The organism is Bradyrhizobium sp. NAS96.2, assembly GCF_001908235.1.
Taxonomy (GTDB): Bacteria; Pseudomonadota; Alphaproteobacteria; order Rhizobiales; family Xanthobacteraceae; genus Bradyrhizobium.
In genome coordinates this window covers 15,822-41,022 of the sequence record NZ_LGHK01000125.1, presented here as the reverse complement: position 1 = coordinate 41,022, position 25,201 = coordinate 15,822, and the positions used below count along the sequence as shown (strand labels likewise).

The 25,201-nt window shown below is 64.3% G+C and carries 22 protein-coding genes and 1 tRNA gene; 11 read left to right on the top strand and 12 right to left on the bottom strand.

Features of this window, described 5'->3' with window-relative positions:
• Nucleotides 1-35: 35 nt before the first annotated feature.
• The 6 genes from AC628_RS25790 to AC628_RS44230 all read right to left on the bottom strand — a co-directional run bounded on the left by AC628_RS25790 (nt 36) and on the right by AC628_RS44230 (nt 5,257).
• Entirely contained in the window at nt 36-461 is a 426-nt protein-coding gene (locus AC628_RS25790; RefSeq protein WP_074129632.1) for a DUF2948 family protein, read from the bottom strand.
• A gap of 558 nt (nt 462-1,019) precedes the next feature.
• Nucleotides 1,020-1,844: an alpha/beta fold hydrolase gene (locus AC628_RS25785; protein ID WP_074129631.1), complete on the bottom strand. Its 825-nt coding sequence runs from the start codon at nt 1,842-1,844 to the stop codon at nt 1,020-1,022.
• Between the two features lie 135 nt (nt 1,845-1,979).
• Nucleotides 1,980-2,480 carry a hypothetical protein gene (locus tag AC628_RS25780; RefSeq protein WP_074129648.1) on the bottom strand — a complete coding sequence of 167 codons (501 nt, stop codon included), beginning with the start codon at nt 2,478-2,480 and terminating at the stop codon, nt 1,980-1,982.
• Nucleotides 2,481-2,818: 338 nt separating this feature from the next.
• Nucleotides 2,819-3,127 carry a UBP-type zinc finger domain-containing protein gene (locus tag AC628_RS25775; RefSeq protein ID WP_074129630.1) on the bottom strand — a complete coding sequence of 103 codons (309 nt, stop codon included), beginning with the start codon at nt 3,125-3,127 and terminating at the stop codon, nt 2,819-2,821.
• 177 nt (nt 3,128-3,304) lie between these two features.
• Nucleotides 3,305-5,005, bottom strand: coding sequence for an FAD-dependent oxidoreductase (locus tag AC628_RS25770; protein ID WP_074129629.1), 1,701 nt, complete (start codon nt 5,003-5,005; stop codon nt 3,305-3,307).
• A 42-nt stretch (nt 5,006-5,047) separates the two neighbouring features.
• On the bottom strand, nt 5,048-5,257 hold the full coding sequence (locus AC628_RS44230) for a hypothetical protein (RefSeq protein ID WP_168193450.1): 210 nt from the start codon (nt 5,255-5,257) through the stop codon (nt 5,048-5,050).
• Between the two features lie 327 nt (nt 5,258-5,584).
• Here AC628_RS44230 and AC628_RS25760 point away from each other — a divergent pair.
• From AC628_RS25760 to AC628_RS25745, 4 genes are all read left to right on the top strand, one after another.
• Nucleotides 5,585-5,659, top strand: a tRNA-Thr gene (locus AC628_RS25760).
• Between the two features lie 196 nt (nt 5,660-5,855).
• Nucleotides 5,856-6,881, top strand: coding sequence for an acyltransferase family protein (locus AC628_RS25755; protein ID WP_074129628.1), 1,026 nt, complete (start codon nt 5,856-5,858; stop codon nt 6,879-6,881).
• Nucleotides 6,882-6,972: 91 nt separating this feature from the next.
• A complete protein-coding gene (locus tag AC628_RS25750; protein WP_074129627.1) occupies nt 6,973-7,815 on the top strand; it encodes an SGNH hydrolase domain-containing protein in 843 nt (280 codons plus the stop codon).
• A gap of 262 nt (nt 7,816-8,077) precedes the next feature.
• The gene (locus AC628_RS25745; RefSeq protein ID WP_074129626.1) at nt 8,078-9,271 is read left to right on the top strand and encodes a hypothetical protein; all 1,194 of its coding nucleotides are present in this window, start codon (nt 8,078-8,080) and stop codon (nt 9,269-9,271) included.
• A gap of 172 nt (nt 9,272-9,443) precedes the next feature.
• On the opposite strand, the gene AC628_RS45870 is transcribed toward AC628_RS25745, so the two are convergent.
• The gene (locus AC628_RS45870; RefSeq protein ID WP_283806718.1) at nt 9,444-9,569 is read right to left on the bottom strand and encodes a hypothetical protein; all 126 of its coding nucleotides are present in this window, start codon (nt 9,567-9,569) and stop codon (nt 9,444-9,446) included.
• A gap of 203 nt (nt 9,570-9,772) precedes the next feature.
• Here AC628_RS45870 and AC628_RS25735 point away from each other — a divergent pair, with 203 nt between their 5' ends.
• From AC628_RS25735 to AC628_RS25710, 6 genes are all read left to right on the top strand, one after another.
• On the top strand, nt 9,773-10,093 hold the full coding sequence (locus AC628_RS25735; protein WP_074129625.1) for a hypothetical protein: 321 nt from the start codon (nt 9,773-9,775) through the stop codon (nt 10,091-10,093).
• Between the two features lie 245 nt (nt 10,094-10,338).
• Nucleotides 10,339-11,088, top strand: coding sequence for an outer membrane protein (locus AC628_RS25730; protein ID WP_074129624.1), 750 nt, complete (start codon nt 10,339-10,341; stop codon nt 11,086-11,088).
• Nucleotides 11,089-11,310: 222 nt separating this feature from the next.
• Nucleotides 11,311-13,455: a methyl-accepting chemotaxis protein gene (locus AC628_RS25725; RefSeq protein WP_074129623.1), complete on the top strand. Its 2,145-nt coding sequence runs from the start codon at nt 11,311-11,313 to the stop codon at nt 13,453-13,455.
• A 280-nt stretch (nt 13,456-13,735) separates the two neighbouring features.
• Nucleotides 13,736-14,800: an MBL fold metallo-hydrolase gene (locus tag AC628_RS25720; protein WP_074129622.1), complete on the top strand. Its 1,065-nt coding sequence runs from the start codon at nt 13,736-13,738 to the stop codon at nt 14,798-14,800.
• Between the two features lie 182 nt (nt 14,801-14,982).
• Complete coding sequence (hemA, locus tag AC628_RS25715) at nt 14,983-16,212, top strand: 5-aminolevulinate synthase (protein ID WP_074129621.1); 1,230 nt, start codon at nt 14,983-14,985, stop codon at nt 16,210-16,212.
• A gap of 114 nt (nt 16,213-16,326) precedes the next feature.
• Nucleotides 16,327-19,836, top strand: coding sequence for a PAS domain-containing hybrid sensor histidine kinase/response regulator (locus tag AC628_RS25710; RefSeq protein WP_074129620.1), 3,510 nt, complete (start codon nt 16,327-16,329; stop codon nt 19,834-19,836).
• 61 nt (nt 19,837-19,897) lie between these two features.
• Here AC628_RS25710 and AC628_RS25705 read toward each other — a convergent pair whose 3' ends face one another.
• Both AC628_RS25705 and AC628_RS25700 read right to left on the bottom strand, forming a co-directional pair.
• Nucleotides 19,898-20,431: an REP-associated tyrosine transposase gene (locus tag AC628_RS25705; protein ID WP_074129619.1), complete on the bottom strand. Its 534-nt coding sequence runs from the start codon at nt 20,429-20,431 to the stop codon at nt 19,898-19,900.
• Between the two features lie 65 nt (nt 20,432-20,496).
• Nucleotides 20,497-21,171 carry a response regulator gene (locus tag AC628_RS25700; RefSeq protein WP_050630075.1) on the bottom strand — a complete coding sequence of 225 codons (675 nt, stop codon included), beginning with the start codon at nt 21,169-21,171 and terminating at the stop codon, nt 20,497-20,499.
• Nucleotides 21,172-21,519: 348 nt separating this feature from the next.
• Here AC628_RS25700 and AC628_RS25695 point away from each other — a divergent pair, with 348 nt between their 5' ends.
• Complete coding sequence (locus AC628_RS25695; protein ID WP_210190262.1) at nt 21,520-23,145, top strand: MFS transporter; 1,626 nt, start codon at nt 21,520-21,522, stop codon at nt 23,143-23,145.
• A gap of 75 nt (nt 23,146-23,220) precedes the next feature.
• Here the strand turns inward: AC628_RS25695 and AC628_RS25690 are convergent, their stop codons facing one another.
• The 3 genes from AC628_RS25690 to AC628_RS25680 form a co-directional block, all read right to left on the bottom strand.
• On the bottom strand, nt 23,221-23,697 hold the full coding sequence (locus AC628_RS25690) for a secondary thiamine-phosphate synthase enzyme YjbQ (protein WP_074129617.1): 477 nt from the start codon (nt 23,695-23,697) through the stop codon (nt 23,221-23,223).
• Nucleotides 23,698-23,862: 165 nt separating this feature from the next.
• Nucleotides 23,863-24,384 (bottom strand): hypothetical protein, encoded by a 522-nt coding sequence (locus tag AC628_RS25685; protein ID WP_074129616.1) that lies wholly within the window; start codon nt 24,382-24,384, stop codon nt 23,863-23,865.
• 33 nt (nt 24,385-24,417) lie between these two features.
• Nucleotides 24,418-25,041, bottom strand: a complete 624-nt coding sequence (locus tag AC628_RS25680) for a 2-hydroxychromene-2-carboxylate isomerase (protein WP_074129615.1) — start codon at nt 25,039-25,041, stop codon at nt 24,418-24,420.
• Nucleotides 25,042-25,201 lie beyond the last annotated feature (160 nt).

The following is a 25,201-nucleotide window of genomic DNA, read 5'->3' as shown; positions in this document are numbered from 1 at the left end:
GTTATGGGTCCCGGCCTTCGCCGGGACGACGGGATCTAAGTCGCCACCCCGAGGTCGTCGGGCCCCAGATCGGTCAATTCGCATTCCAGGCACTCGACATCGAGCCGCAGCGCCCCGCCATGGCCGAACATCAGCAGCGCGCTGCCGCCCGGCGGGTCGGAGGCATAGAACTCGATCCCGAGCAGTTCCAGGGCCGCTTCCGGGGTCTCCAGGTCGATATTGCGCGACTTGCATGCCAGCACCCGGTCGAACCTGAGCGCGGCGATCAGCCGGCGCGAGCAGGTGCCGCCGGACAGGGTCTGTTCCCAGTCGAGCCGGTTCAGGCCGACCACCAGGCGCTTCTCGTCCTGGCGCCAGATGATGTCGGCGGGCTGGACGCGGGCGTCCTGCACATGGGCGGAGATCACCGCGAGGTCGTCGGCGTCGAGGGCGATGAGTTTCAGCGGTGCGGGTGGGGACATGCGGTGGTTATAACGCCTCGGGGCCCGGGAGGCACCAAGTGGCCGCCAGGAATCCCGCTCAAGGGAACCGGCGCGCGCACGAGCAAAATATCGAAAACAACCCCATGCAAAGGAGCCGACGGCGGCGGCGTTCGACAAGGCAACTTGACGCGTCGGGCAAATCACGAACATATTTCTAATATTCAGAAATTACCTCCGCTCGCAATGGCCCGACAAGGCGGGAACGCTACCGTCGTGGCTGCCTCACTTCGGAGGCGATGAAGCTGCGCGCGGCGTGCCCCGATCGAACATTTGCGCATTGGCACTCTTCGTCAGGTGAGCACGCTCTTCAGGCTCCCTCCCCCCTTGCGGGGGAGGGTGGGGAGAGGGGTGAGCCCCAGGCGAGACAATCGACGAAGCGATCGGCCTCGCAACCGATCATCGAAGGGCAATTCGAGAGAGCGCGCCGTGTGGGCCCCTCTCCCTAACCCTCCCCCGCAAGGGGGAGGGAACCCTTCCGCTGGTGGCTCCCTCACATGAGCGCGGGTCTCAAACGACAACGCTGGGCGACGTTCCGCCTCAGCCCTTGATGAACGCCAGCAGGTCCGCGTTGATCGTCTCGGCCTCCGTCGTCGGCATGCCGTGCGGAAAGCCTTTGTAGGTCTTCAGCGTGCCGTTCTTCAAAAGCTTGGCCGAGAGCGGGCCGGAATCGGCATAGGGCACGATCTGGTCGTCGTCGCCATGCATCACCAGCACCGGCACGTTGATCTTCTTCAGGTCCTCGGTGAAGTCGGTCTGCGAGAACGCGACGATGCCGTCGTAATGCGCTTTCGCGCCGCCCATCATGCCCTGCCGCCACCAGTTCTGGATCACGGCCTCCGACGGTTTCGCGCCGGGCCGGTTGTAGCCGTAGAACGGGCCGGCCGGCAGATCGCGGTAGAATTGCGAGCGGTTGGCCGCGACCTGGGCCTGCAGGCCGTCGAACACCGATTTCGGCAGGCCGCCGGGATTGGCAGCCGTCTGCACCATCAAGGGCGGCACGGCTGCGATGATCGCAGCTTTCGCGACCCGGCTCTCGCCGTGGCGGGCGATGTAGTGCACGACCTCGCCGCCGCCGGTGGAATGGCCGACATGGACGGCATTCTTCAGGTCGAGATGCGCGGTGACGGCCGCGAGGTCGTCGGCGTAATGGTCCATGTCATGGCCGTCGGCGACCTGGGCCGAGCGGCCATGGCCGCGGCGGTCATGGGCGACGACGCGAAAGCCGTGACCCACGAAGAACAACATCTGCGCGTCCCAGTCGTCCGACGACAGCGGCCAGCCATGGCTGAACACGATCGGCTGACCCGAACCCCAATCCTTGTAGAAGATATCGACGCCGTCTTTGGTGGTGATGGTGGGCATTTGATTGCTCCTCTTGTTGCTGATTCCTTGGTCCGCCTACGCGTGAACGGACCTCCGGCGACAGCGTGTCGCCGACACGCCGCCGCACATCTTCTATGCTGTGCGTCGTCTCGAATTGATGTCATCCGCCCCGGATCAGGCGAAATTGACCGGCCTGAAGCGGCGCCAGGCGCCGATGATCATCACGACGAAGAACACCAGCACGATGCCCTGCACCGCCCCGAACACTGGACCGGACGGCGGGTTCGGCGGCACGGCCGGCGCCAGCGCCTGCAGCGCGGGCACCTTGAGGAAGCTCTGGATGACGAGCACGAAAACGTTGAGATAAAGCGAGACCATCGCGGTCACGACATAGATCGGGCGCCATGCGCCCTTCAGCTGCATCGCATACAGCGCGATGCAGGCGATCGCGAGCAGCACCAGCGAGAGCCCGCCGATGATCTGGGACGGCAGCACCTTCTCGGTGATCAGCGGCGGGATCAGAAAGCCGGTGGCGCTGGTCAGGATGGTGAGAACGAGGAAGATCGCAGTCAGTCCGGGCATCGCGCGCGAGCCGAGCAGGCCGAACATCACGATCACACCGGCGACGATCGCAATCAGGCTGATAATGACGTGCACAAGCACCAACGTCGTCATGTAGCGCACTCCCCGTTGAGAACCCGCACTACGTTACGATGCGTCTTTGAAAATTGCTACATGGTTCGATGGCAGGATGGCCGACATCTCATGAAAATTCGCCGGCGCTAACTTTGATTGACCCGTCATCCCCGCGCAAAGGCTTCGCCTTTGTCGCTGGAGGTGTGAGCCTCTTCGGCGAGCCTCGAAGGATGCGCGGCCCGTCTGTTGGCCGATTCATCCTTCGAGGCTCGCTATGCGAGCACTCCAGCGCAAAGCGAAGCCTTTGCGCGGGGATGACGGTGATAGTGCGTGCGCCCATCGGATGCAGCGACCCGTGCGCGTCGCGAGAACTTGAATCAATAGTAGCGCGGGATCGGCCCGTCATGCGGCGTCTTGCGCTTCGACAGGTCGAACAGCACCTCGTCGACATAGCACCAGCCCCAGCCTTCCGGCGGATCGTAGCCCTCGATCACGGGATGGCCGGTGGCGTGGAAATGCGCCGTCGCATGCCGGTTCGGCGAGTCGTCGCAGCAGCCGACATGGCCGCAGGTCCGGCAGATCCGCAGATGCAGCCAGCGGCTGCCGCTCTTCAGGCATTCCTCGCAACCGCGCGCACTCGGCGTGACGTCCTGGATGCCGGCGATATGGGTGCAGCCTTTCGACACGTTCCGCTCCCTGACTGAATTTAGCTTCCACTTGCCTATTTGGACCCGTCATCCTGAGGTGCGAGCGGAGCGAGCCTCGAAGGATGCACGGCCCGCACTGTGGCCGATTCATCCTTCGCGACGCCGCTTCGCGGCTCCTCAGGATGACGGGAATAGAGCGACCCGGATGGATCATCCCTACAGCGTCGGACTGCCGGCATCGGCGAGATAGCCGTGCAGGGCTGCGACGACCTGAGCGCCCTCGCCGATCGCGCCGCCGACGCGCTTGACCGATCCGGAGCGGACGTCGCCGACCGCGAACACGCCGGGCACCGTGGTCTCGAGCAGCGGCACAGCGGGCGCGCCCTCGCCGTTCTGCACGCCGGTCTTGACGAAGCCGCCGCGGTCGACCTGCACCCCGCAGCCCTCGAGCCAGCCGGTGGCCGGATCGGCGCCGACGAACAGGAAGAGATTGCGGATATCCATCGTGAACTCGTCGGGTGCGAGCCGGCTGCGCCAGCGCACGCGCTCCAGCGTCTCCGCACCTTCGAGCCCGATCACCTCGGTGTTGAACATCAATTCGATGTTCGGCGTCGCCTCGATGCGCTCGATCAGATAGCGCGACATGCTGGCGCCGAGCCCGCCGCCGCGGATCATCATGTTGACCCTGCGGGCATGCCCCGACAGGAACACCGCCGCCTGGCCCGCGGAATTGCCGCCGCCGACCAATACGACATCCTGCTGGGCGCAGAGCCGCGCCTCGATCGGCGAGGCCCAGTACCAGACGCCGCGGCCCTCAAAGCGCTCGAGATGGTCGATCGCCGGCCTCCGGTAGCGCGCGCCGCTCGCGACCACCACCGACTTGGCGCGCAGCGTATGCCCGCATCCGGTGGCGAGCTTGAACGCGCCCGAGGCCTTCGAACAGTCGAGCGATTTGATGGAGACCGGGATCAGCATCTCGGCGCCGAATTTCTGCGCCTGGTTGAAGGCGCGTCCGGCCAGCGCCTGGCCGGAGATGCCGGTCGGGAAGCCCAGATAGTTTTCGATCCGCGCGCTGGCGCCGGCCTGGCCGCCGAACGCGCGGGAATCGAACACCGCAACCGACAGCCCTTCGGAGGCCGCATAGACCGCGGTGGCGAGCCCGGCCGGGCCGCTGCCGACCACTGCGACATCATAGAGCCTGTCTTCCGCGTGGCTGCCGATCATGCCGAGCGCCATCGCAAGCGCGGTCTCGGACGGATTGCGCAGCACCGTGCCGTTGGGGCAGACCACCAGCGGCAATTCGGCGCGCGTCGGCGAATAGCGCGCGACGATGTCGGCGGCATCGGTATCGGCCTCGGGATCGAGCACGTGATGCGGCTGGCCGTTGCGCGCCAGGAAATTCTGCAGCGGCGCCATGTTGCCGACCGCCGCCGAGCCGATCAGCACCGGTCCGCCTGCACCGCCCTGGATCAGGCTGACGCGGCGCAGGATCAGCGCACGCATGATGCGCTCGCCGAGATCGGCTTCGGCGACCAGCAGCGCGCGCAACCGGTCGGGTGGCAGCAGCAATGTCTCGACGACGCCGTCGGCATGGCCGTCGACCAGCGCGGCGCGGCCGGAGAGCTGGCCGATCTCGGCGAGAAACTGGCCGGGCCCCTGGTCGATGATCGGCGTGACACGGCCGAGGCCGTCGCGCTGGGTGATCGCGACGCTGCCCGACAGCACCACGAACATGCCGGGACCGGGCGTGCCGGTCTCGAACAGCGCCTCGCCGTCCTTGTACGACCGCGGCTCGCCGAAGCGGCGCATCCGCTCGATCTCATGCACCGTTAGGGTCGGAAAGGTCTGTTCATGGCGCGGGAAGGCGGTGGCGGTTGCGTTCAGGCGATTGATTGTCGTCTCATCGATTGCAGCCATGTCGGCGACCCGTTTCTTCTTTGCACACACACCCGAGCCGGGTTAGCGGCCCGGCTCGTTTCCGCCGGCATCATCCGGCGAGCCGTGATCTAGCGAGCCGTCCGCCGGTTCGGAAGCCACATCCTCGCGACCGCGCGCCTGGGATTTTCGCCGCTTCAGGTTTTCGCGCAGCGCCAGCTTGAGGCGATCCTGCCGCGAATCCTTCAGGCGGGCGCCGGCCTGCCCGCCGCCTCTGTCCCGATCACCCGTCATTGCTGAACTCTCGAACCGCCGACAACCGCCGACGCCTTGGCGCGCACGCCGAGCATAGACGATGGCTGCCGCTCGCGCACCCTGCCCGGTCGGCCAGTTGCGCACGGCGACATGATTCGGCCGCAGGCGGACGGTCGCATTCCCTTACGGTCGGGAACCCAATCGGGCCGAAATCGGCCGGATTGGTCGAAATCACCGGCGCGGAACGCGATTTCTGCCGATTTGCCCGGCAGGAGGGACGCTGTTTCGCTTGCGCGAAAGGGAGGCCTGTGGCAAGAACCGCCCGCTTGGACGGGCCCATGGGGCCGATTCAATTTTCCCGGGCATGCTGCCGTAGCTCAGTGGTAGAGCACTCCATTGGTAATGGAGAGGTCGACAGTTCAATCCTGTCTGGCAGCACCATCTTTTCAAGGTTTCAGCGTTTTTGCGCTTTCTTCCCACACTGCCGCCACTCCAAAGGGCTACTACTCCCGTCGGGTCGCTGATGGCCGACGAAAAAGCAAAGAGTCATCACGCCCTCGTTGAGGCGTCTTGGGTGAGTCTGATGTGGGTTGCGGGGGATTGAGCGGGGGTGGTAGCACCACCCCCGTGGGGCTCCATGAACAAGCACTCCTACCGGCCGGACATCGATGGACTGCGCGCGATCGCGATCGGTACGGTCGTGCTCTACCATGCGTTCCCACGGGCGCTGCCGGGGGGATTCATCGGCGTCGATGTTTTCTTCGTCATCTCCGGGTTCCTCATCTCCGGCATCGTGTTCTCCGAGATGGAGGCCTACCGGTTTTCGTTCCTGCGCTTCTACATCCGCAGGATCTGTCGAATTTTCCCAGCACTCGCGCTCGTCCTGATCGCGACCTGCGCCGTTGGATGGCTGTGGCTGCTACCCGCAGAATGGCAACGTCTCGGCCAAGAGATACGCGGCGGCGCGTTCTTCTTCGCGAATTTCGTCTTTCTCGGGCAGACCGGTTACTTCGACCAGGCTTCGATCCAGAAACCTTTGCTGCATCTCTGGTCTCTTGCCATCGAGGAGCAGTTCTATCTGGCGTGGCCGGTCATCGTCCTTCTGTTCTGTCGTAGTCGGTTCGCGCTCGGCGCTCTGATCTGGGTCGCGCTGATCGCGTCTCTTGTGCTCAATCTTACGAGTGTCGCGGGCGACCCGGTGAAGACGTTCTACATGCCGACCACACGAGCTTGGGAACTGCTGATCGGCTGTCTCCTTGCGTTTCGTTCCGTGTCGTCGGAGACGGTCACCGCCCGGCTGTTTGCCGCCGTTGAGCGGATCTATTCGCCCGATCTGCGCGCGCTCTCCGGCCTCGCCCTAATCGCCATCGCTGCAACTCAATTTGACGCTCACCAGCTCTTTCCCGGCTGGCGCGCCATTTTCCCAACAGTCGGCGCCGCGCTGCTGATTTCGGCCGGGCCGACCGCCTTCGTTAACCGCGTCCTCTTGTCAAATCCCGCCGCGGTATTCATCGGCTTGATCAGCTATCCTCTCTATCTTTGGCATTGGCCGATACTGTCGCTCGCGGCCATCTATCGAGGCGCCCCCCCCCGGCACTGCCGAGACCTGGGCGCTCGTCGCCGCCGCGGTCGTCTGCGCTACCGCTACTTACTATCTGATTGAGCGGCCAATTCGATTTGGGACGTCCCACGCCAAACGCTCGGCAGCTGCTGTCCTGGCGACACTGTGCGTCGCAATCGGTCTCACTGGACAGATGATCGCGTCAGACCAATTCACCTCAAATGCCCAGAGGTACGGCCTCGATCGTATCATCAATGCCGCAAGCGAGTGGTCCTATCCGACCGACGACCTTGAATCCCTCGGATGGACGGGCTTCGTTCTGCGCAAATACAAGCCCCTGAACGGGCCGCATTCCGTGCTGTTCTTCGGGGACAGCAACATGGAGATGTACTGGCCGCGTGTTCAGGCGATCGGTGCGCAGGATCAACTCAAGCAGGACAGCATCTACTTCTTCACATACGGCGGCTGTCCACCCATACCTGACCTGACGGATGTCCAGCATCCCTATTGCGTCGGCTTCGTCGATGCAGCCAAAGCCGCGATTCGCGACAAGGACATCAAGACCGTCGTGCTCGGCGCGCATTGGTGGGGGTACCTCAACTCCGCTTCGCCGTATCGATACAAAGATCAGAGCGCATCAAAGCCCGATGGCCGCACTGGCGCCATCAACGCTCTGGCGGCAATGGCAAAGGAGTTCATCCAAGAAGGGCGAACGGTCTTTGCCATAATGAACATCCCGTACTCGGGGTTGATGAGCCCTCCGAGCATGATCCGACGCAAGCTCACCTCCTTTGAGATCGTCCCGAGCCCGGTCGAACTAACAACCCAACGCGAGGGCCTGAGCCTCACAGAAACACTTCGCGCCGCGCTCGCCGCCGCTGGAGTCAAGGTCATCGATCCCATTCATAGCCTTTGTGAAAAGGAACGTTGCCCGACCCTCACCCCGGCCGGAGACCCCATCTATCGAGACGCTATGCACTTGCGGCCCGCATTTGTGAGATCGAGCGCTTCATTCCTCGATCAGACTTTGCAATAGCCCTATGGGTCAGAAAAAAATGCGCGTCTTGGTCAAGGTCCCGCGTCAACCGACATATCATCTGCCCGATCTCGGCGTGATCGCGACACGCGACGGCCGCCTCATCTGCCCCTCTCGTGATAGCCCGGACCGAGGCTAACTTTCCCCGATTGCATAATCTACTTTTGGTTGATTTTCGGCCAGAGACATATTTCTATGGAGCTGTAGTTACTCGGCGAATTTTCAAAGCTCCGCAGTACCACATTGAATTGGGAGATATCACGTGCGCATCAAGATTTTGCTGCCGACGGCTCTTGCGCTGTTGGCATCGTCGTCCGCATTTGCCTTTGACTTGGGAGATGTCGAGCGTGCCTCGGGCTCGCCGCCGGTCATAAGACCCTTCGACCGTCCCAAAGACGTTTTCCAGTACGATCTCAAAGTCGGCAATCTCTGCGACAATCCGCAGAGCCTGAACAATGTGGCGTCGGGTTGGGTCGGACCGAAGCGAACCGGCAACATGTTCCAGGATGGATTCAATATTCGCGATCGGTCTGTCGCCCTCGCGGCCGTGGTGACCTTCCCGGACGCCAAGAGCAACGAGACCAAGCAGGTCAAGGTGCCGATCATCGCGAAGGCCAACTTTGGCGACACTCAAATTCAGAACTGCGATGGCACCATCATCACCGACGTTCCGGCCAACACGAAAATAAGGATGCACTTTGAGTACAAGCAGTCGGACACCATTCGATTCAATGACCCGACGAAGTTTGTGAGCGGCATTACGACGGTCGGCGCAAGTGCCGTCGCATTGGGATCGCTCGCCACGGGCACCGGGGGTATCGGGGCGACGATCGTCCCTGTCGTCTCCTTCCTGCAGAAAAACACCAACGCCATCACCACACTCAATAGCGGCGTGAACTCGATCATGGAGTCGTTTGCCGAAACCAAATCGCCTGATCCCAAGCAGTACGAGATCAGATCAACCGCCAGCAACATCAGCTACCGGAGCGGCCGAACCACCATCATCTCGATCGACAAGGTTGTGCATGACAGCGGGTTGAATATTGATGGCCTGAACGGCTGGTCGGGGGTCGACGCAGCGTTTACCGAGCGGTACGGCGAGCTTCAGAACCAATTCAACAATGCCCAGAATGCAGTCGATCCTCCCTGGTCGGCCAATCTGCCCAAGTTCTGCGCGAAGCTGAGGGCCTATGTGGACGGAGCGACCAAGGGGGACCGGTTCGCGTCGGCTGTTGGTATCGGGTTTCACGCCTTCTTCAATTCGTCGGAATATGGCGGGAAAACCTGCCTGAACTCCTGGGACATCGCGGCTCTGAAAGCGCACCGTTTTGCTCCGCCGTTCCCCGGCGCCTGGCCGACGAATGCGACACCATCCGAACCTGTGGTGGCAGCACGGTCTACGCCGAAGCCGGCCGGCAAGTCAGCCCGGTTGGCTGGCGCTCTCGCCTCACGCTGACGGCTAGAATCCATCCTGTCGGCGCCGAACGCAGGCGCCGGCAGGATATCGCTACCGGCTCTCGGGATCGTCAAGAACGCACGATCTGGCTCCAGCAGCCGTGGCCGGCCTGCGCGACGATCGGACCGCGCCACCACGGCCGCCATCCGCCTTCGCCTGCTCCTTCGCCGAATCAATGCGCGAGCAGCAGGCCCACGCCGCCGATCATCAGCACGACGTAGACCACGAACACACTGCCGACCCATTTCCAATCGATCTGTGCGTGTTCGGGGCTCAGGCTTTCGATGATGCCGTGCATGATGATTTCCTTTGAGAAGCGTTTTCGAGCGAAGTGGGTACCGGTTCGCGTGAAGAAAACGCGTCAAAACAAGAATCCAGAGCCCCGTTCCGATTCAATCGGAACGGAAAAGGCTCTAGAAGTCGCATGCGTGGCGTATAGACCTCGCCCCGAGCACGTCATGTGACTCACTTCACATTTGCCACCGCGGAGCGGACCCAAGAGTGACCGGCCCAGAACTAAGAAAATTGCGCGAACATCTCGGCGAGGCGCTCGGCCGCAAGCTGACGGTGGCCGACATGGCCAAGCTGTGCGGGCTGCCGGGTGCCGGCGGCACGGAGAAACTGCGCAGGTGGGAGGTCACCGGCCCGACCCCGAAGGTCGCCGGCCTGCTGCGCGTGCTGGCGATGGCGAGCGAGCACTATCCGATCCTGGAGAAGTTCGACGTGTTCGACCGCCACGACGTTCCGGTCAAGGAGCGCGCCGCGCGGCGCCAGGCGTTCCGCGAGCAGATCCGCGACGACGTGCGCAAGCGGCTTGATTGACAAGCGTCGCGATGAGCGACGGCGGCTTGGTTAACGGCAGAAGCGGGCCGCGCGCGGCGCGTTAAGCCTTCCGTCATTCCCGCTTAAGCGTTCGTTAGGCACAACAAAACGTTTCGCCGCAAAGGGTGCGACTTAACGCTCCAAGCCGTCTTTCGGTGAGAAATTTTACTCAAATGCGGTCTAACCCCTCGGCCATGGATGGCGCCATTCACGCTGCGCCTCATGACTTGTCCGGAGACTGCCTTATGAAGACGTTCCTGCTCGCAACCGCAGCCGCAGCGGTTGCCCTCGCCGCCTTTGGCGCGACCGCCGACGCCGCCGACCTCGGCTCCCGCGGCTATTACCAGAAGGCGCCCGCGCCTGTTTACGCCGCTCCGCTCTACAACTGGACCGGCTTCTATCTCGGCGGCCATCTCGGCGGCGCGTTCTCGGGCAGCAACAACTCCTTCAACGGCCTCGCGCTGACCAATTCCGACGCCCGCTTCATGGGCGGCGTGCAGGCCGGCTACGACTGGCAGCTGTCGCCGATGTGGGTGATCGGCGTCGAAGGCCAGTATTCCTGGCTCGGCGGCCACCAGCTCAACGCGATCTTCCCGGGCGGCTACGTCTACAACAACAACCAACGCGGCATCGGCTCGATCACCGGCCGCGTCGGCTACACCTGGGGCCCGGGCATGATCTACGTAAAGGGCGGCTACGCCTATTCCGACAACAACGAGACGGTGACGCTCGGCGGCGCGCCGGTCGGCTTCGCGCTGACCGACAACCACAGCAACGGCTGGACCATCGGCGGCGGCGCCGAATACATGTTCGCGCCGAACTGGTCGGCCAAGGTCGAGTACCAGTACTACGACTTCGGCGACAGCCGCTTCACCGCGCCGGGCGCGCTGGTGCCGGCCGGCAGCTTCCACAATGACGAGCACACGGTGAAGGCGGGCCTCAACTACCGCTTCAATCTCGGCAACCTCGGCGGCCCCGCCTACGGCCGCTACTGAGGCTACCGATCGCCACAACCAAGAGTGGAAAGGCCGGCTCACGCCGGCCTTTTTGCGTCCGATCGCGCGCATCGATTCCGCACAGCGAACCAAGCCGGTGCGCGGAAGCCCTGAAAAATCCGGCAGATCGTCGCAATTTTCCCGATTTTGTTAACCCGCCGCACCGATACTCCCGCGCCGGGGAAACATCCAAGAGTAGCGGTGACGGGGGACACGGGGGCAATGGCGTTTCGGTTCAAGCTCGGCAAACTCAATCTCAAGCGTATCCGCCTGCCGCAGATGGGCGTCAGGGGCAGCCTGTTCGCAGCGTTCGCCGTGATCGCAGCCATGGCGCTGGTGATCAGCGCAGGCGCCGGCATCGTGCTGCATCAGCTCGGCGGCACCATGAGCGATCTCTCCGGCCGCGACATTCCGCGGCTCGCCGCGAGCCTGCAACTGTCCGCGCAGAGCGCCTCGCTCGCAGCCCAGGGGCCCGGCCTGCTCGCCGTGCAGAGCGAGGATGCGCTGAACGATCGCACCAAGAAGGTGCAGGAGGTCGCGCAGCAGACCAATGCCAAGCTTGGCGAGATCATCGAACTCGGCGCCGACAAATCCGTCGTCAGCGCGCTGCAGGAAAACGTCAAGAACACCGACGAGGCGACCAAGAGCCTGATCTCGGCGGCGCGCGAGCGGCTCGAGGTCGGTGCGCTGCGCGACAGGCAGTACAACGCGCTGCGCAAGGCGCAGTCGGCCTTCGTCTCCGCAGCCGGTCCCGCGATGCTCGACGCGCAGACCCGGCTCAACGCCATCCTCGCCTCGGCTGAGGTTTCCGCTGACGACGCCACCGAGGCGGCCCGCACCGTCGGCCAGATCAGCAACGTGCTGTCCATCGGCAATCTGATGGCCGCCGACATGACCGCGGCGCTGTCGGCCAATTCCAGCGAGACGCTCGATGCGATCGAGGCGGAGTTCAAGAAGGGCCGCGAGCGCATCAAGTCCAACCTCGAGGACCTGCCCAACAACCCGGCGATCGTCGCCGTGCGCGACACTGCCTCGAGGCTTCTCGTGCTGGGCGAAGGCAAGACCGGCGTGTTCAAGGTCCGCCAGAAGGAGCTCGACTCGATCGATTACGGCCAGACCATCCTGGAGGAGACCCGCAAGCTCAATGTCGGGCTCGGCATCAGCGTCCAGCAGCTGGTCGACGCGGTCCAGAAGGAGACCGACGCCTCGACCTTCCAGGCGCGGCAGCAGATCTCGCTCGCGACCGCGGTCATGATCGGCCTCGGCGCGCTGACCTTGGTCGGCTCGTTCCTGTTCGTCTGGCTCTATGTCGGGCGCAACATCCTGCACCGCATCCGCGGCCTGCAGCGCTCGATGCAGCTGTTGTCCGACGGCGACCTCGACACCGAGATCCCGCAGAGCCGCCAGCGCGACGAGATCGCCGTCATGGCGGACGCGCTGCAGGTGTTCCGCGAGAGCATGATCGAGAGCCGCGAGCTCACCGAGAACCAGAACAAGGACCGCTCCGCCAAGGCCGAGCGCGCCTCGCGCATGGAGACGCAGATCACGACCTTCGAATCGACGGTCCGCACCGCGCTCGGCAGCCTGCAGACCGCGGCGAACTCGATGCAGTCGACCGCGCAGAGCATGTCGGCGACCGCTGACCAGTCGAGCGCGTTGGTCAGCGCGGTGGCCTCGGCCGCCGAGGAGACCTCGGTCAACGTGCAGACCGTGTCGGCCGGCACCGAGGAGCTGTCGTCCTCGATCCAGGAGATCAGCCGCCAGGTCGTCACCTCGGCGGAGATCGCCCGCAAGGCGGTAGAGGAAGCCAGCGCCACCGACAGCACGATGCAGGGCCTTGCCGACAACGCCGCGCGGATCAGCGTCGTGGTCGACCTGATCCAGACCATCGCCTCGCAGACCAATCTGCTGGCGCTCAACGCCACCATCGAGGCGGCGCGCGCGGGCGAAGCCGGCCGCGGCTTTGCCGTGGTCGCCTCCGAGGTGAAGAACCTGGCGAGCCAGACCGCCAAGGCGACCGAGGAGATCCGCCAGCAGATCGTCAGCATGCAGGAGGTGACCACCACGGCCGTCACCGCGATCCGCAACATCTCGAGCACGATCGGCGAGATCAACGACGTTACCACCGCGATCGCCGCCGCCGTCGAGGAGCAGGGCGCGGCAACCCGCGAGATCGCCCGTAACATCCAGCACGCCGCCGGCGGCACCAGCGAGGTGTCGAGCAACATCGTCGGCGTCTCGACCGCCTCGGCCGAGGCCGGCGCCGCCGCCGGCGAGGTGCTGAGCGCCTCCGACGCGCTGCGCCGCGAGGCTGACGTGCTGCGCTCGGAGATCGACGGTTTCCTGTCGAACATTCGGGCGGCGTAGGCCAGCCGCGCACACGCTCCAACCTCCCCTTGAAAAGGGGAGGTCGCTTTGCTCGTCGGAGCAAAGCGGGTGGGGATCCGCTCTCTCCACATGCACCGTTGCCTGCGGCTGCCCCCCATCCCGACCTTCCCCCTTTCAGGGGGAAGGAGAAGAGAGAGTCCCGGGATCATGGTTTCGCTTGATCCGGGCCACGGAATTCCCGGGATTTCCGGCCCCATTCTCCGGACGGCTATCTGATTTTCGGCTGGCGCGGCGGGCAATGTGCCGCTAAGCCCGTAGCATGGACAAGAAGACCGACAGCCTTCCCTCCTCGGCGGAGGCACTGCGATACCCCTGGGAGAACCATCCCGGCCACGACCAGGTCGTGGAGGTGGCCCCCGGCGTGCTGTGGGCACGGCTGAAGCTGCCGTTCCGCCTCAACCACGTGAACATCTATCTGCTCGCCGACGGCGACGGCTGGACCATGGTGGATGCCGGCTTCGGCAACGAGGAATCGATCGCGGCGTGGACCACGCTGTTCGACGGGCCGCTGAAGCACGTCAAGGTCAACAGGCTGATCGTGACGCACTCGCATCCCGATCACGTCGGTCTTGCCGGCTGGATCACCGAGCGCTTCAACTGCCCGCTGTTCATGTCGCAGGTGGAATACCTGCAATCGGTCTATCACCAGAACCGCGGCACCGAGGAACGGCGCAACGCGCAGCGGCTGTTCTTCCGCCGCCACGGCATGGACGAGGACCTCACCGAGAAGCTGCTCGGGCGCGGCCAGGACTACCTGAAGCGGGTGTCGGTGCTGCCGCCGTCCTATCACCGCCTGACCCACGGCGACGAGGTCGTGATCGGCACAAGGCGCTTCAAGGTGATCACCGGCGGCGGGCACGCGCTCGACCAGGTGATGCTGTATTGCGCCGCCGACAAGCTGTTCCTGTCCGCCGACCAGGTGCTGAGCAAGATCTCGCCCAATGTCAGCGTCTGGGCGGTCGAGCCCGAGCAGAACTCGCTCGGCGAATATCTGGCCTCGCTGGCCAGCCTGACCACCACCCTGCCCTACGACGTGATGGTGCTGCCGGGCCATGGCGTGCCGTTCTACGGGCTGAAGACCCGGATCAAGCAGCTCGCCGACCACCATGAGGAGCGCTGCCGGCTGATCGCCGAGGCCTGCCGCGAGGTGCCGCAGACCTCCAAGGAGCTGGTGCCGGTGGTGTTCCACAAGCACGTGCTGGACGAGCACCAGATGGGCTTTGCCGCCGGCGAACTGGTCGCCCATGTCAATTACATGCTGGTCGAGGGCCGCCTGACCGCCGAGATGCACGACGACGGCATGCTGCGCTTCAGGACCACCTGAGCCCGGTCGGGCCGTAAGACCCCGGGCTATTTGACCGAAATCAAGCCGGATAGACGGCCACTAGGGCAATTTGCCCAACTGCGACGCATGCCCAGATGTGGGTCAATGCATGGACATTAGAGCTGGAAAAGCTCTAAGAAGAAGCAGTCATTCCGGTCAGGTTCCGCTTTCTGGGTTTGCCGATGGATTACAGCCAGTTCTTCAATTCCGCCCTCAATCGCCTGCATGACGAGCGGCGCTACCGGGTTTTCGCCGACCTCGAACGGATCGCGGGACGCTTCCCGCACGCGACCTGGCATTCGCCGAAGGGCAGCCGCAACGTCGTGATCTGGTGCTCCAACGACTATCTCGGCATGGGCCAGCACCCCAAGGTGGTCGGCGCCATGGTCGAGACCGCGACCCGGGTCGGCACCGGCGCCGGCGGCACCCGTAACATCGCGGGCACCCATCATCCGCTGGTGCAGCTCGAGGCCGAGCTCGCCGATCTCCATGGCAAGGAAGCCTCGCTGCTGTTCACCTCGGGCTATGTCTCGAACCAGACCGGCATCTCGACGCTCGCGAAGCTTATTCCGAACTGCCTGATCCTGTCGGACGCGCTGAACCACAATTCCATGATCGAGGGCGTGCGGCAGGCCGGCTGCGAACGCCAGATCTTCCGCCACAACGACGTCGCGCATCTCGAAGAGCTCTTGATCGCCGCCGGCCCCGACCGGCCGAAGCTGATCGTCTGCGAGAGCCTCTATTCGATGGACGGCGACGTCGCGCCGCTCGGCAAGATCTGCGATCTCGCCGAGAAATACGGCGCCATGACCTATGTCGACGAAGTGCATGCGGTCGGCATGTACGGCCCGCGCGGCGGCGGCATTGCCGAGCGCGACGGCGTGATGCACCGGGTCGATATCGTCGAGGGCACGCTCGCCAAGGCGTTCGGCTGCCTCGGCGGCTACATCGCGGGCAAGGCCGAGGTCATCGATGCCGTGCGTTCCTATGCGCCGGGCTTCATCTTCACGACCGCGCTGCCGCCGGCGATCTGCTCGGCCGCGACCGCCGCGATCCGCCACCTCAAGACCTCGAACTGGGAGCGCGAGCGCCACCAGGACCGCGCCGCGCGCACCAAGGCGATCCTGACCGCCGCCGGCCTGCCCGTGATGTCGAGCGACACCCATATCGTGCCGCTGTTCGTCGGCGACCCCGAGAAGTGCAAGCGGGCCTCGGACATGCTGCTCGAGGACCACGGCATCTACATCCAGCCGATCAACTATCCGACGGTCGCCAAGGGCACCGAGCGGCTGCGCATCACGCCCTCGCCCTACCATGACGACGGCCTGATCGATGGGCTGGCCGAGGCCCTGCTTCAGGTCTGGGACCGGCTCGGCCTGCCGCTGCACCAGAAGTCGCTGGCCGCCGAGTAACCCTATCCTTTTCAACCTGCGAATTTGGGCCGGCCGTGCATCGCGCGGCCGGCCCTTTGCGTTATAATCCTGAGACCCGGCCCTCCCAGCGGCCGGGACAGGAGATAAGCAGCGATGCTGCACGACTGGGGCGTCATCGCCACGGCGTTCGCCTACATCGGATTGTTGTTCTTCATTGCCAGCCGCGGCGACCGGATGTCGGCGGGCGAGCGCGGCCGCGCCAGCCACTGGATCTATCCGCTGTCACTGGCGATCTACTGCACCTCCTGGACCTTCTTCGGCTCGGTCGGCTTCGCCACCCGCACCAGCGTCGACTTCCTGGCGATCTATGTCGGCCCGATCGTGATGGTCGGGCTGTGCACGCCGCTGCTCCGCCGCGTCATCGCGCTCGCCAAGTCGCAGAACATCACCTCGATCGCCGACTTCATCGCCGCCCGCTACGGCAAGAGCCAGGCGGTCGCCGCGACGGTGGCGCTGATCGCGATCATCGGCTCGGTGCCCTACATCGCGCTGCAGCTGAAAGCGATGGCCTCATCGCTGGAAACCATCCTGAGCGAGGACCAGGCGTTCTCGAAAATCCCCGTGATCGGCGACATCGCACTGATGGTGACGCTGGCGATGGCGGTGTTCGCGGTGCTGTTCGGCACCCGTCACACCGACGCGACCGAGCACCAGCACGGGCTGATCCTGGCGATCGCCGCCGAATCCATCGTCAAGCTGGTCGCCTTCATCGCCGCCGGCGCCTTCGTCACGTTCTGGATGTTCTCCCCGGTCGAGCTCTACGAGCGCGCCCTGAAGACGCCGGAAGCGGTGCGTGCGATCGAATATGTGCCGTCGATCGGCAACTTCCTGATCATGACGCTGCTGTCGTTCTGCGCGGTGATGCTGCTGCCGCGCCAGTTCCATGTCAGCGTGGTCGAGAATTCGACGCCCGCGGAAGTCACAAGGGCGCGCTGGCTGTTCCCGCTCTACCTCATCGCCATCAACGTGTTCGTGATCCCAATCGCGATCGCAGGCCTCGTCATCTTCCCGTTCGGCGCCGTCGATGCCGACATGTTCGTGCTGGCGCTGCCGATCGAGGGCAATTCGCAATTGCTCAGCGTTGCGGTGTTCGTCGGCGGCCTGTCGGCGGCGACCGCAATGGTGATCGTCGAATGCGTCGCGCTCTCGATCATGGTTTCCAACGACATCGTGCTACCGCTGGTGCTGCCGCGCAGCGACGACGCCCGCATCGGCCAGAAGGATTTTGGCGATTTCCTCCTGAAGGCGCGCCGCTTCTCGATCTTCGCCATCATGGTGATGGCATATTTCTACTATCGCGCGCTCGGCAACACCCAGCTGGTCGCGATCGGCCTGCTGTCCTTTGCCGCGATCACCCAGCTCGCGCCGGCCTTCTTCGGCGGCCTGTTCTGGCGCAGGGCCACCGCACGCGGCGCGATGGCAGGCATGCTGATCGGCTTCGCGATGTGGCTCTACACGCTGTTCATCCCGAGTTTCCTGGAGAACTCGACCGCCGGCCTGATGCTGCTGCAACACGGGCCGCTCGGGATCGAAGCGCTGCGGCCGCAGGCGCTGTTCGGTGCCGATTTGCCGCCGCTGCTGCACGGCGTGCTGTGGAGCCTTGCCCTCAACATCCTCACCTATGTGCTGTTCTCGCTGGCGCGCGCGCCGTCCTCGATCGAGCTGTTGCAGGCCGACGTGTTCGTGCCCAACGCATTGGCCCCGATCGCGCCGAGCTTGCGGCGCTGGCGCACCACGGTGACGGTGCAGGACATCGAGAGCACGGTGACGCAATATCTCGGCCCCGACCGCACCCGCGAGGCGTTCGCCGCGTTCGCCGTCGACCGCAACGTCGTGCTGCTGGCATCGGCGCCGGCCGATTTCGAGCTGCTGCAGCACGCCGAGCGGCTGATCGCCTCCTCGATCGGGGCGGCGTCCTCGCGCCTCGTGATGTCGCTGCTGTTGCAGCGGCGCACGGTGTCGGCCAAGGCCGCACTGAAGCTGCTCGACGACTCCCACGCCGCGCTGCATTTCAACCGCGAGATCCTGCAGACCGCGCTCAATCACGTGCGCCAAGGCATCGCGGTGTTCGACGCCGATTTGCAGCTGATCTGCTCCAACCGCCAGTTCTCCGAATTGCTCGGGCTGCCGCCGCATCTGGTGCAGCTCGGCATACCCTTGCCCGAGATCCTCGAATTCATGGGCGCGATCAGTCCGCCGCCGGCCGGCGACAGCGACAATTTGCTGCAACTGCGGCTGCGCGCCTACACCACCGAGGGCGAGCCCTATCTGGAACGCTTCACCGACCGCCACCTGGTGATCGAGGTCCGCGCCAACCGCATGCCGGGCGGCGGGCTCGTCATCACCTTCTCCGACGTCACGCCGAGCTTCGAGGCCGCCGAGGCGCTGGAGCGCGCCAATGCGACGCTGGAAAAGCGGGTGCGCGACCGCACCGAGGAGCTGACGCGGCTGAACTCGGAGCTCGCGCTCGCCAAGGGCATCGCCGAGGACGCCAATGCCTCGAAGACGCGCTTCCTGGCGGCGGCGAGCCACGACATCCTGCAACCGCTCAACGCGGCGCGCCTCTATGTCACGAGCCTGGTCGAACGCCAGAACGGCGGCGAGGATTCGCGCCTCGTCGAGAACATCGACGACTCGCTCGAGGCGATCGAGGACATCCTCGGCGCGCTGCTCGACATTTCGAGGCTCGATGCCGGCGCCATGACGCCGGCGATCACGAGCTTCCGGATGGCCGATTTGATGCGCTCGCTGGAGATCGAGTTCATGCCGATCGCGCGCGACAAGGGCCTCGATCTGCGCTTCGTGGCCTGCTCGCTGCCGGTCGAATCCGATCGCTCGCTGCTGCGCCGGCTGCTGCAGAACTTCATCTCCAACGCCATCAAATATACCCCGCGCGGCCGCGTGCTGATCGGCTGCCGCCGCCGTGGCGACGCGCTGCAGATCAGCATCTTCGATACCGGCGTCGGCATCCCCGTGCAGAAGCGCGGCGAGATCTTCAAGGAGTTCCATCGCCTCGAGCAGGGCGCCCGGATCGCCCGCGGCCTCGGTCTTGGATTATCGATCGTCGAGCGGCTGGCACGCGTGCTCAATCACCGCATCGCGATCTCGGCCAATGTCAGCGGCGGCTCGGCGTTCTCGGTCACCGTGCCGGTCGCAACCGCGGTCAACCATACCGCGGCTGTCACCAGCGCCACCCCGCTGTCGAAGACGCCGATGAGCGGCTCGCTGATCGTCTGCATCGAGAACGACCCCGCGATCCTCGACGGCATGAAGACGCTGCTGACGGCGTGGGACGCCGAGGTGATCGCGGTGCTCGATGCCGACGGCGCGATCAGCGCGATCGAGGCCGCCGGCGGCCGCGTCACCGGCGTCCTGGTCGACTACCATCTCGATCGCGGCAACGGCGTCGCCGCGATCCGCGAGATCCGCCGCCGCTTCGGCGACGGCATCCCGGCGATCCTGATCACCGCCGACCGCAGCCCCGCGGTGCGCGCCGCCGCGCGCGAGGAAAACATCGCGGTGCTGAACAAGCCGGTGAAACCCGCGTCGCTGCGCGCTTTGCTCGGACAGTGGCGGACGCAGCAGATGGTGGCGGCGGAATAGGACAGCAACGAAAATCGTAGGATGGGTGGAGCGCAGCGATACCCATCATCTCTCAGCTTGTTCAACGCTCGCCAAACTCGCCATCCAGGCCAGAAACGTCCCCTGCCCAATCCTCTGGATAGACGCCGTCGCTCACCATGCGATGAAACGACGAGTATGGCCAATCGCTCACCTTGGTGACGAGCCCGTGCTTCACGGGATTGATGTGAACGTAATCGATGTGGCGGGCAAAATCGGTCTCGTCGCGGATCGTGTGCTCCCAGTAACGGCGCTGCCAAATTCCGCGCTCCCCCTTGCCGGCCCGGCTGGTTGAGATTGGTTCGCCGCTGGCGAGTTGTCGGGAGAAAGAAGTCTTGATCAACCGCCATCGGGTAGAAAAATCCGTCTCTCCGTCCGGCAGGGTCCAGACGGTATGCAGATGGTAAGGCAGCACGACGATAGCATCGATCGTGAACGGATGACGCCTTTGAGTCTCCCGAAACGCGGTCCGTAATATTTCGATATTTTCGATCAGCAGCCGGCGTCGCCGATCCGCTAGATTAGCAGTGAAGAAGAAACAGCCTCCGGCAATAAAATTGCGGCGGTAACCCGTCATACTTGCGCGCTCGGACGCTCAAGTGATGGGTATCGCTTCGCTCCACCCATCCTACAAATTCCCCGTCAGCTCGACGGCGTGCCCTGGCGCCACTGGCCGCCGGCGATCTTGGCGGCGGCGATCACGGCTTGGGTTCGGCTTTCGACGCCGAGCTTCTGCAAAATGGCCGAGACATGGGCCTTGATGGTCGCTTCGGAGACGCCGAGCTCGTAGGCGATCTGCTTGTTGAGCAGCCCCTCGGACAGCATCATCAGCACCCGCACCTGCTGCGGGGTCAGTGTGACCAGGCGGTCGCGCAGCCGCGTCATGTCGGGATCGCCTGCGGCCGACAGATCGGTGTCCGGCGGAACCCAGACGTCGCCCTCCATCACCTTCATGATGGCATCCCGCAGCGTCTCGACGCCGAAGCGCTTGGGGATGAAACCGGAGGCGCCGAAGTCGAGCGAACGGCGGATGGTTCCGGCATCGTCGCTGGCGGAGACGATGACCACCGGGATGGCCGGATACTGCGCCCGCAGGTAGATCAGTCCGGAAAAGCCGCTGATCCCCGGCATGCTCAAATCGAGCAGGATCAGGTCGACCTCGGAGTCCCGCTCCAGCAGCGCAGTCAGGTCCTCGAACGATCCGGCCTCGCTGATCGTGGCCGAACTCACGACGCTCGACACCGCCTGACGCAACGCATCGCGGAACAGCGGATGGTCGTCGGCGATGACAAGATGAGTATTGGCAGCAGCAGTCATCTCAGTCCCACAAGCGCGCAAGCCCGCGCCGTTCGGTTGTCGCCCGCGCGGCAGTATCACGCAAGGGCCCGAAAATACCAGATGCCAACGCAGTTAACCGGCCGAGCTTGTGCGCCGCAATAGACGCACGCCGGGGCGTTCCATCCTGATCTCACCTCTCAAGATAGGTTCGGGCGTGCAAAAGCCAAAAGTCTTATTGGGACAGGTTTCACTGCGATGTTACCTTTTAACTTAAGCTTGGGGCCTATTCGGGCCTGACCCGGCAGACGGGGCGAGCATGGCAGCAATAATTCGGGGGGAGCAATCCAGATGTCCACAATGACTGCAACTTCGGCGCGGCCCGCCGGCATGACGAAGGATGAGCGGTTCGTCATCCTCGCGTCGTCGCTCGGCACCGTGTTCGAGTGGTACGACTTCTATCTCTACGGCTCGCTGGCCAGCATCATCGGCGCGCAGTTCTTCTCCGACTATCCGCCGGCGACCCGCGACATCTTCGCGTTGCTGGCGTTCGCCGCGGGCTTCCTGGTCCGCCCGTTCGGCGCGATCGTGTTCGGCCGGGTCGGCGACATCGTCGGCCGCAAATACACCTTCCTCGTCACCATCCTGATCATGGGCCTGTCGACCTTCATCGTCGGCCTCCTGCCCAGCGCCAAGTCGATCGGAATCATGGCGCCGATCATCCTGATCTCGCTCCGCCTGCTGCAGGGCCTTGCGCTCGGCGGTGAATATGGCGGTGCAGCGACCTACGTCGCCGAACACGCACCGAACGGTAAGCGCGGCTACTACACCTCCTTCATCCAGACCACGGCCACACTCGGCCTGTTCCTGTCGCTGCTGGTGATCCTGTTCACCCGCTCGATCATCGGCGAGAAGGACTTCGCCGATTGGGGCTGGCGCATCCCGTTCCTGGTATCCGTGCTGCTGCTCGGCATCTCGGTCTGGATCCGGCTGCGACTGAATGAATCGCCGGTGTTCCAGCGGATGAAGGACGAGGGCAAGAGTTCCAAGGCGCCGCTGACCGAGGCCTTCGCCAATTGGTCCAACGCCAAGATCGTGCTCCTGGCACTGCTCGGCGGCACCATGGGTCAGGGCGTGGTCTGGTACACAGGCCAGTTCTACGCGCTGTTCTTCCTGCAATCGATCCTCAAGGTCGACGGCTACACCTCGAACCTGCTGATCGCCTGGTCGCTGCTGTTCGGCACCGGCTTCTTCATCGTGTTCGGCGCGCTGTCCGACAAGATCGGCCGCAAGCCGATCATCCTGGCGGGCTGTGCGATCGCGGCGCTGACCTTCTTCCCCATCTTCAAGATGATCACCACCAATGCCAACCCGGCACTGGAGAAGGCGATCGAGAGCACCAAGGTCGAGGTGGTTGCCGATCCGGCGGGCTGCGGAGACCTGTTCAACCCGGTCGGCACCCGCGTCTTCACCGCGCCCTGCGATGTTGCGCGCGCCTTCCTGGCCCAGTCGTCGGTCAAGTACTCGACGAGCTACGGCGCAGCCGGCTCCGGTGTGAAGGTCGTGATCAACGGCAAGGACGTTCCCTACGCCAACGCCAAGGACGGCAACCCGGCGATCACCGCAGCGATCGCCGCGGCCGGCTATCCCAAGGCCGGCGACGCCGGGATCGTCAAGATGGCGCATCCGTTCGACATCTTCCGTCCGCAGGTCGCCGCCGTGATCGGATTGCTGTTCATCCTGGTGATCTTCGTCACCATGGTGTACGGCCCGATCGCCGCGATGCTGGTCGAGTTGTTCCCGACCAAGATCCGCTACACCTCGATGTCGCTGCCCTACCACATCGGCAACGGCTGGTTCGGCGGATTGCTGCCGGCGACCGCGTTCGCGATCGTCGCCTCGACCGGCGATATCTATGCCGGCCTCTGGTATCCGATCATCTTCGCGGCGATCACCGCCGTGGTCGGCGCGATCTTCCTGCCCGAGACCAAGGACGTCGACATCAGCAAGACCTGACAGCCGACACGATCCTTTCGATGAACCGGCCGCGGAGCGATCCGCGGCCGGTTTCTTTTCACGCGTGCCTCGCGGTCAGGCTCTGATCGCGCCGATGAATTGCAGCACGATCTCGCGCCGGTGCGCCCTGGCGCGATGCTCGATCAGATAGATGCCCTGCCAGGTACCGAGCGCCATCTCACCATCGAGCACGGGGACTTGCAGCGAGGTCGCCGTCAGCATGGTCTTGATATGCGCCGGCATGTCGTCGGGCCCTTCGGTGTCGTGACGCCAGCCGCCGTCTTCCGGCGCTGCGCGATCGAGCGCCGTCGTCAGATCGCCCAGCACGGCCGGATCGGCATTCTCCTGGATCGTCAGCGAGGCCGAGGTGTGACGGATGAACAGCGTCACCGCGCCCTCGCCGGCGCCCACCTCGCGCAGGAATTTGGCGACCTCGCGCGTGATGTCGGTGAAGCCGACGCCCGGCGTTTCCACCGTCAAGCGCGACGAGACGATGCTGGTTGCCGCGACGGAGGATGGCGCCGAGCGGGATATTGTTCTCGGTGAGGTCATTTGAGCTTTCTCTGCACGTCGTCCCGGCGAAGGCCGGGACCCATAACCACCGATGTTCATTGGTTAGGCGAAACATCAACTCCGAGTCATCGAAATCGAGAAGCCTCGGCGTATGGGTCCCGGCTTTCGCCGGGACGACGCTGTGGTAACAGCGCCAGTACAAAATCAAATCTTGCCGCCGTTGACGTCGCGCTGCACGCGGTTGGCCATCTCGATCAGCCGCCGCCAGGCGCGCTCGACGAACGACATCATGCGATCCATGTCGCGGTCGCTCGGCAGCGGGATCTCGATCTTGCGCTCGCCCTCAGCGACCTTCGGCTCCGGCTTCTTCAGCTGATCCGATTTCGGCAACGCCTCGTCGGTCTTGGCCGACGGCACGCGCGCGGCGAGCTCGCCTTTCAATTTGTCATTGTCGGCCTGCAGGCGTCCGATCTCGGCATCGAGCGCCGCGCGCTCGTCCGGCACCATGTAGCAGGCCCAGCCTGCGGAATTGGTGCAGGTCGACACCGCGCCGGTGCGGGTGTCGAGCCGCAGGAAGCCATCGCCGGCCGGCGACAGCGCGTAGCGGCCGTTCTCGGTATCGGGCGCGGCTTGCGCCAATGCCGCACCGCTCGAGATCAGGACGGCAACAATTGCGATGGACAATTTCCTGGACGACATCTTCGACGGCGACATCGCGATGGGCATGGGCTTGCTCCGCCTCAACCTGATTCCTGCCCCTTAGACCACAGAGCTATAGGGCTTGCGGCCTGACTTCAACGCGTCCTCGAGCAATTCGATCCGGTCCTGGCCCCAGAACACTTCGCCATCGAGCACATATCCGGGCGAGCCGAACACGCCGGCGTCCAATGCATTCTGGCGGTTCTGCTCATAGGCCGCGCTGATCGCATCACTGCCCGAGCGCTCCACCAGCTGCCGGCCCGGCAGACCTGCATCGTCGGCGAGCTTCACCAGCGTTGCGGGATCGGCAAGGTTGAGCTCAAGCTCCCAGACTGCCGGATAGGCACGTTGCAGAAACGGCTCGGGGTCGAGCCCGGCTTCGAGCATCGCGATCACGACGCCATCGGCAAGGCGCCCGTTGAACGGCCAGTTGGCCGGTTGCAGGTGAAAATTCAGCCCACGCTTGTCGCGCCAGCGCTGCAGCTCGATCAGCCGATAGCGCTGCCGCACCGGATGGCGCTTGGCGAGCGGCAGCCCGCCGGTCTCCGAGAACAGATCGACCAGCAGCACGGGCCGGTAATTTACCTTGAGATCGTAAGTGCTTACGAGCCGACTGAAGGGCTTGTGGCCGATATAGGCCCAGGGTGATTGCAGCGAGAAGTAGTAGTCGATTTGGCGCGCCATGCGGAACCTTGACTGCACGAGAGGCGAGGACTTTCGGTGATCCCAGCAGAGCGGGAAAAGCCACGCAACATCGCTTCAAAGCATACAAGCTGTTGCACTGCGATCACTGCGTCACTCTGACCTTGAATATCTCCAAATAAATCCAGCAGAATCAAAGCAA

Bases quoted from the DNA above. Each gene is read 5' to 3' on its own strand.
- AC628_RS25790 (WP_074129632.1), bottom strand. From the start codon at position 461: ATGTCCCCACCCGCACCGCTGAAACTCATCGCCCTCGACGCCGACGAC.
- AC628_RS25785 (WP_074129631.1), bottom strand. From the start codon at position 1,844: ATGCCCACCATCACCACCAAAGACGGCGTCGATATCTTCTACAAGGAT.
- AC628_RS25780 (WP_074129648.1), bottom strand. From the start codon at position 2,480: ATGACGACGTTGGTGCTTGTGCACGTCATTATCAGCCTGATTGCGATC.
- AC628_RS25770 (WP_074129629.1), bottom strand. From the start codon at position 5,005: ATGGCTGCAATCGATGAGACGACAATCAATCGCCTGAACGCAACCGCC.
- AC628_RS44230 (WP_168193450.1), bottom strand. From the start codon at position 5,257: ATGACGGGTGATCGGGACAGAGGCGGCGGGCAGGCCGGCGCCCGCCTG.
- AC628_RS25755 (WP_074129628.1), top strand. From the start codon at position 5,856: ATGAACAAGCACTCCTACCGGCCGGACATCGATGGACTGCGCGCGATC.
- AC628_RS25750 (WP_074129627.1), top strand. From the start codon at position 6,973: ATGATCGCGTCAGACCAATTCACCTCAAATGCCCAGAGGTACGGCCTC.
- AC628_RS45870 (WP_283806718.1), bottom strand. From the start codon at position 9,569: ATGCACGGCATCATCGAAAGCCTGAGCCCCGAACACGCACAGATCGAT.
- AC628_RS25730 (WP_074129624.1), top strand. From the start codon at position 10,339: ATGAAGACGTTCCTGCTCGCAACCGCAGCCGCAGCGGTTGCCCTCGCC.
- AC628_RS25725 (WP_074129623.1), top strand. From the start codon at position 11,311: ATGGCGTTTCGGTTCAAGCTCGGCAAACTCAATCTCAAGCGTATCCGC.
- AC628_RS25720 (WP_074129622.1), top strand. From the start codon at position 13,736: ATGGACAAGAAGACCGACAGCCTTCCCTCCTCGGCGGAGGCACTGCGA.
- hemA (WP_074129621.1), top strand. From the start codon at position 14,983: ATGGATTACAGCCAGTTCTTCAATTCCGCCCTCAATCGCCTGCATGAC.
- AC628_RS25710 (WP_074129620.1), top strand. From the start codon at position 16,327: ATGCTGCACGACTGGGGCGTCATCGCCACGGCGTTCGCCTACATCGGA.
- AC628_RS25705 (WP_074129619.1), bottom strand. From the start codon at position 20,431: ATGACGGGTTACCGCCGCAATTTTATTGCCGGAGGCTGTTTCTTCTTC.
- AC628_RS25700 (WP_050630075.1), bottom strand. From the start codon at position 21,171: ATGACTGCTGCTGCCAATACTCATCTTGTCATCGCCGACGACCATCCG.
- AC628_RS25695 (WP_210190262.1), top strand. From the start codon at position 21,520: ATGACGAAGGATGAGCGGTTCGTCATCCTCGCGTCGTCGCTCGGCACC.
- AC628_RS25690 (WP_074129617.1), bottom strand. From the start codon at position 23,697: ATGACCTCACCGAGAACAATATCCCGCTCGGCGCCATCCTCCGTCGCG.
- AC628_RS25685 (WP_074129616.1), bottom strand. From the start codon at position 24,384: ATGCCCATCGCGATGTCGCCGTCGAAGATGTCGTCCAGGAAATTGTCC.
- AC628_RS25680 (WP_074129615.1), bottom strand. From the start codon at position 25,041: ATGGCGCGCCAAATCGACTACTACTTCTCGCTGCAATCACCCTGGGCC.